We start from the raw sequence: 6,685 nt of genomic DNA, 5'->3' as shown, positions 1-6,685 counted from the left end.
ATCTAATGATGGTTCCTGTTCTTGCTTATTATCTAATTTTCCATTACGCACCGATGTACGGAGCTTTGATCGCATTTAAAGAATATTCGCCAATGAAAGGGATACTGGGCAGCCCTTGGGTCGGCTTCAAGCATTTTCAGGACTTTTTTGGCAGCTATTACTTCTGGCGAATTTTGAAAAATACGATCGTTATTTCCTTATATTCCTTGGTGTTTGAATTCCCCGCGCCGATCATCTTGGCGTTGCTGATTAATGAAGTGCGCAGCAAAATGTTTAAGCGAGTAGCGCAAACGATCACGTACATGCCATATTTTATCTCGATGGTCGTTATTTGCGGGATTATTACCGATTTTACGAATGCGGACGGGGTCATCAATAAAATCATTATGGCGTTCGGCTACGACGGACAAGCGATGCTGCAGAAGCCGGAATTATTCCGTCCTATCTACATTCTGTCGGAAATTTGGCAGCGTATTGGCTGGGAGTCCATCATTTATATCGCTGCTTTAATGGGCATTGACCAGGAGCAGTATGAGGCGGCTCGGATGGATGGGGCCAGCAGGTGGAAGCAAATTATTTATATTACACTGCCGGGCATAATGCCGACCATTGCGATTATGTTTATTTTGCGGATGGGGAACTTGCTGAATGTGGGCTTTGAGAAAATTATTCTGCTGTATAACCCTGTAACTTATGAAACCGCAGACGTGATCTCGTCTTTCGTCTATCGCAAGGGACTCCTGGAGTTCGGATGGAGCTACAGCTCAGCCGTTGGTTTATTTAACTCGGTGATCAACCTGATCCTCCTGATTACAGCGAATTATATTAGCCGCAAAGTTAACGAAAGCAGTCTATGGTGAGGTGAAAGTAATGACAAAACAATCCAGCATACTTGAAACATTGTTCGATGCCGTTATTTATTTAATCCTGATCGCGCTAGTCATTGTAACCTTATATCCGCTGCTTTACGTGCTTTTTGCCTCGTTAAGCGATGCGGGACGATTAGTTGCGCACAAAGGGATTTTGTTCAAATCACTTGGTTTTAGCTTGGAAGCGTACAAAGGCGTCATGAAAAATCCTGGCATTCTTATCGGTTACCGGAATACATTATTCATCGTTGTCGCCGGCGTTATAGTGAATTTGCTGATGACAGCGCTTGGAGCCTACGTGCTTTCCCGTAAAAATGTCATCTGGAACAAGGCGTTCATGCTCATCATCGTGTTCACCATGTTTTTCCATGGCGGCTTAATTCCCTTGTACTTGGTTGTCAAAAATGTGGGACTGCTTGATTCCCTCTGGGCGACAATCATTCCTTTCTCCATCGGTACGTTCAATCTGATCATCATGCGTACAGCGTTCATGTCCATCCCGGACAGCTTGGAGGAATCGGCCAAAATCGATGGCGCGAACCATTTTACCATTTTGTTCCGAATCATCATTCCGCTTTCCATGCCCGTCATTGCCGTTATGATCCTGTATTATGCGGTGGACAAATGGAACGGTTGGTTCTATGCTTCTGTGTTTATTAAAAGTCGTGATCTGTTCCCGCTGCAGCTTGTTCTCCGCGAGATTCTAATCGCGAATTCAACGGACGGGATGTCCGTCGGTGCAGATGCAGGCGACCGTTTCCAAATTGGTGAAACGATTAAATATGCAACGATTATTGTTGCCACATTGCCGGTGCTTTGCCTGTATCCTTTTGTTCAACGTTTCTTCGTCAAAGGGGTTATGGTTGGTTCTCTAAAGGGGTAAAATCACTAAAATCCGGTCTAAATAGAGCTTTTGTCAATCGGATTTGTCATTTTGGACATTCCTCCCCTTGCATATAGAGGTATAATATAGGGAAGTGGAGACGATCCCTTCAGACCTGTATCGATCATCCAATGGGAGGAGGTCCATATTGAACATCGGTTTTTTATGGCGAAAAAGAAAAAGCATTATCTTTACATGGCTAATCTCCTATAGCGCAGTTTTATTCATCCCGATGATGATGAGCTTAATCATTTATTCACAATCTAGCAATGCGTTAAAAAGCGAGATTCATAGGGCCAATGATTCTTTACTCAAACAAGTGCGCTACACGATCGACGCACAGATTGATTTAATGAAACGATTAAATATGGAGATCACATGGAATGCGAAGCTGCAATCCTTGATGTATTCCAACATTCGTCAGAGTGACGATCAGTTTCTTGCTTTTCAACTAGTGAAAGAATTTCGAATGTACCAGACCTCCTATGCGATGATTGATGAGTTCTATGTGACTTGGGATCAGACTTCTTCCATTCTTCGTCCTGGGAATGTCCGTGATATGAAAACAGCGTTCGATACGATACATAATACAGGCACTCTCCGATACGAGCAGTGGTTGGATACGATTAACAATGCTGCGAATAATCAGTTTCTCCTGCTGCCGCATACGGATGCGGAGAGTCCACAAACCTCCATTGCGTATATTGCGCATCTGCCCAAAGATTTGAACGGGAAACAAACGGGGACCGTCGTTGTAATGGCGGATTTGGAGCGATTCCAGAAAGTGATGGAAACGATTTCTGGATTTAGCGGGGGGCAAATATTAATACTTAACCATGACAATCAAGTTCTGCTTTCCAATTTACCTGTGTCGGTCAATACGAATTTGATTCTGGAACAGGCTTTAGATCCAGATCATGTAGTGTATTCACCGGCCAAAAACAGGGATTCAGAACTCTTTTATATGCAATCGGCGGTATCTGATTTGAAGTATGTGCTGGTTATACCCAGCGGTATTTATTGGGAGAAGGCGGAATATGTTCGCAACTTCACTTATGTCAGCATTCTCATTTCGCTCATTGGAGCAGGTGTGTTAACCTGGTTTTTCATGCGCCGCAACTATTCGCCGATCCAACGGCTTGTGCAGTCTCTCTCGGACAAGCATTCCACTGAGGAGCGGGCGGACGGTAATGAGCTAAGCTTCATCCAACGCGTCATCTCAGATACCCGCAGTGAGAAGGATCAAATTGAGCTGCAATTGCAGTCACATCAATATGTCCTGCGTTCCAATATGCTGAACCGGCTTCTGAAAGGGAAGATTGATACCCTCATTTCGTATGAGGAAGCGTTTAAATCCTTTGATATGGAACTAGTATCCAATGAATTCTCGGTCATTTTATTCGCTGTTGAAAATAATGACAAGCTTTCGTCCAATTTGCTGTGCATGGATCTGAATGAAAGGCGGAAGCTGATTCAGTTCATCATTACCAACGTGGTGGAAGAGCTTGTCGGACACCGCCATCATGCCGGATATGTCGCGGAAGTGGATGATATGATGGTATGTTTGGTCAATTTTGCTGATAATGAGGCAGCTGAGCTGAAGGAAGATCTGAGCTGGATTGCCTCTGAGGCTCAGCGATTTCTGCTGCGGTTTCACATGGATCTCACCATTTCGATCGGTGGCATTCATTCGTCTCTTTTCGGAGTGGCGCAGGCTTATCGTGAAGCGCTGGATGCGATGGAATACAAAATGGTTCGAGGGAAAAGGGAGATCATTACGTATGATGAAATCCGAATCGATTCAGCGGATAAGCTTCAACTAGGTTATTATTATCCTCTGCAAGTGGAACAGCAAATTATCAATTTGATCAAAATTGGCGATTATGAGTCAGCGTCTGCGAGCATGAGCGAGATCATGGAGCGGAATTTCAATAAGCCGCTGGTGTCGCTGACACTGGCTAGATGTTTAATTTTCAATCTTGTGGGTACGATGGTGAAAGCGATTAATGAGCTTGGGGACGGCGATAGTCGTTTGCTTGGCGATAATCCGCTATGGATGGATTCCATCATCGCATGCGACACGATCCTCGAAATGCAGCAGGAGCTGCTTGCTTTGCTCAAAGAAGTGTGTGCGCATGCTGCCGCCAAAATGGAATCGCACTCAAGCAAAGAACGCGCTGAGACGCTTCGTGAGCTAATCGCGAATGTAACCCGCTATATTGAAGATCATTACCAGGATGCGAACCTCAACGTCAATACGATCGGCGAGCGATTCGAGCTCAAGGGGAGCTATGTATCGAAGTTGTTCAAGGATGGGACTGGTGAAGGGTTGCTTGATTATATTACGAAATTCCGGATTCAACAGGCCAAGCGAATGATTGGCTACAAGCAGGACTCGATCTCCGAGATTGCCAAGAGCGTCGGCTACAATGAAGTGGCGACTTTCATTCGTGTTTTCAAAAAATATGAGGGGATCACGCCTGGGAAATACAAAGAGATGCACTGATCTGCTTGGTTAGATCCCAGTTGATGGAGGATGACTAGATGAGAATGCGTAAAAAAATACTCTTCCTGAGCATGGCGATCAGCGCGCTTGCACTAACCGCCTGTTCAGCTGTGTTTCCCTCTGCGTCGCCAGGGAAGGCAGTGTCGCAAGAAGAAGCAGCTTCGGGAGAAGGGCATCTCAATGCAGCGACAACAACATTGACTTATTGGGCGGAGCTTAACGGCAACGCCGCGAGCGTAAAGCCGAACACGCAGGATATTCCATTTTTCCAAGAATGGCAAAAGAGAACGGGAGTCCGGCTCAAATTCATCCAACCACCAGCCAATCAGGCCAAAGAAGCGATGAATGTGCTTCTGGCGTCCGGGGATTTGCCCGATATGATGGAATATGAATGGGATAGCCATCCCGGTGGCCCCGAAAAGGCGATCAGCGACGGATATATTTTGAGATTGAACGAGCTTATTGACAACTATGCGCCACATCTCAAAAAATATTTAGCGGAGCATCCGGATGTAGACAAACAGGTCAAAACCGATAATGGCAGCTATTATGTATTTCCGTTCATTCGCGGGGATGAATTGCTGCGCACGTTCCAGGGGCCAATTATCCGCAAGGATTGGCTTGATGAGTTAGGCCTACAGACCCCAACGACCATCGACGAGTGGTACACGGTTTTGAAGGCTTTTAAAGAGAAGAAAGGTGTCGAGGCTCCCCTAACTTTCCTAGGTGTTCCGAATCCGTTATTCGGCATTGAAGGCGGTGCCTTCGTTGGCGCTTTTGGGGTCAAGAAAGGTTTCTACCTTGATAAGGGTCAAGTAAAATTTGGCGCGATGGAACAAGGGTACAAACAATTTCTGGGAACGTTTCACAAATGGTATGCAGAAGGGCTATTGGATAAAAATATAGCTACCGTGGATACCAAAACGATGGATTCGAATATGATTAGCGGACGAAGCGGTGCAACGGTGTGGAATGCCGGCGCAGGGATCGGCAAATGGCAGCCCATCGTGCAAGAGAAGGAAAAAGGCGTCATGTTTGCCGCCGCGCCATACCCAGTTTTGAAAAAAGGCGACAAACCGGAATTCGGTCAGCGCAGTTAWGCGTATGTAGGAACAGGTGGCGTGGCGATTTCGAGTAAAAGCAAACATGCAGAAGAAGCGGCCAAGCTGCTTGATTACGGATACAGCGAGGAAGGACATATGCTGTTCAACTTCGGTATCGAGGGAACGAGCTACACCATGAAGGACGAGTATCCGACGTATTCTGATTTTGTATTGCGCAACGGGGATAAACTGGCTCCGTCTCAAGCGTTAGCGATGTATACGCGGGCCAGCTATTTTGGTCCTTTTGTTCAAGATATCCGGTATATGGAGCAATACTATACGTTACCACAGCAAAGAACGGCGATTCTGGATTGGTCGGATACGAATGTTGATCAACATATGATGCCGCAAATTCCGAAAACGGAGCTGGAAAGCGCAGAACTTTCCTCCATTATGAACGATGTCACGACGCTGGTTGATGAGATGTCTTTGAAAATTATACTTGGGGTAGAGTCTGTGGAAGCTTTTGATAGTTATGTGAGTAAAATTAAATCCTCCAAAATAGATCGTGCGATAGCGATCCAAAAGCTAGCCATTGATCGATATGAGAAGCGATAAGGGTGAATTGGGGTTACCGCTTACCCTTCCTGTTATTTTTTTAAATACAGRTAGGCAAACGATTCGTAAAGCCATATAATGAGTAAGGACAATCATAGTTATCCAGGAGGAAGGGAACCATGTCATTAATTGGGGAAGAACGCAAAGACTATATACTAAACCTTCTTAACCTTGAGGGTAAAGTAAAAACGACGGACTTGGTTGATAATCTGAACGTTTCTTCTGAAACGATTCGCAGATATCTCGAGGAATTGGAAGAAGAAAACAAGTTGAAGCGGGTATACGGCGGTGCCGTCAAAATCAATATCTCCCGTGAGGAACCATCCCACCTAAAGAGAGAAGTTTTGCATGCGGAAGAAAAACGAATAATCGGTCGTTCAGCGGCTACATTAGTGGAAGATAATGAAGTCATTTTCATTGATGATGGCTCAACAACGCTGCACATTATTGATTATTTGCTAAATAAAAAGAATATAACAGTGCTTACTAATTCAGTTCCTGCCTTGTACCTGCTTATCGATTACAAGAACAAGGAACTCCTTTCTGGAGATATTTTCTTTATCGGAGGGAAAGTAAGTTCATTGCAGTCTCGTGTCGTTGGTTCTATGGCTGAGAAAATGATTGAGAACTTTTATGTGGATAAAGCTTTTATTTCGATTGACGGCATTATGTTGGACAAAGGGATCACGGCTTTCGATGAAGATCGCGGGCAATTCGCGAGGAAACTAATTGACCAATCGAAGATTAGCGTTGTGGTCACTGACAA

At 45.0% G+C, this 6,685-nt stretch carries 5 protein-coding genes; all 5 read left to right on the top strand.

Annotation, left to right across the window (positions count from 1 at the left end):
- The coding region (locus AC1DUA_RS17645) for an ABC transporter permease (protein ID WP_477501013.1) at positions 1–860 on the top strand (860 nt) is incomplete at its 5' end.
- Positions 861–870: 10 nt separating this feature from the next.
- Positions 871–1,752, top strand: a complete 882-nt coding sequence (locus tag AC1DUA_RS17640; protein WP_477501012.1) for a carbohydrate ABC transporter permease — start codon at positions 871–873, stop codon at positions 1,750–1,752.
- A 148-nt stretch (positions 1,753–1,900) separates the two neighbouring features.
- On the top strand, positions 1,901–4,258 hold the full coding sequence (locus tag AC1DUA_RS17635; RefSeq protein WP_477501011.1) for a helix-turn-helix domain-containing protein: 2,358 nt from the start codon (positions 1,901–1,903) through the stop codon (positions 4,256–4,258).
- A gap of 38 nt (positions 4,259–4,296) precedes the next feature.
- Complete coding sequence (locus tag AC1DUA_RS17630; RefSeq protein WP_477501010.1) at positions 4,297–5,919, top strand: extracellular solute-binding protein; 1,623 nt, start codon at positions 4,297–4,299, stop codon at positions 5,917–5,919.
- A 119-nt stretch (positions 5,920–6,038) separates the two neighbouring features.
- The coding region (locus AC1DUA_RS17625; RefSeq protein WP_477501009.1) for a DeoR/GlpR family DNA-binding transcription regulator at positions 6,039–6,685 on the top strand (647 nt) is incomplete at its 3' end.

The organism is Paenibacillus sp. 01T422 (assembly GCF_056398785.1).
The sequence above is the reverse complement of the archived record's forward strand: the minus strand, read 5'-3'. Positions and strand labels throughout refer to the sequence as shown.

What these genes read in the sequence shown, in the direction of transcription:
- AC1DUA_RS17640 (WP_477501012.1), top strand. Translation starts at nt 871, where the DNA reads ATGACAAAACAATCCAGCATACTTGAAACATTGTTCGATGCCGTTATT.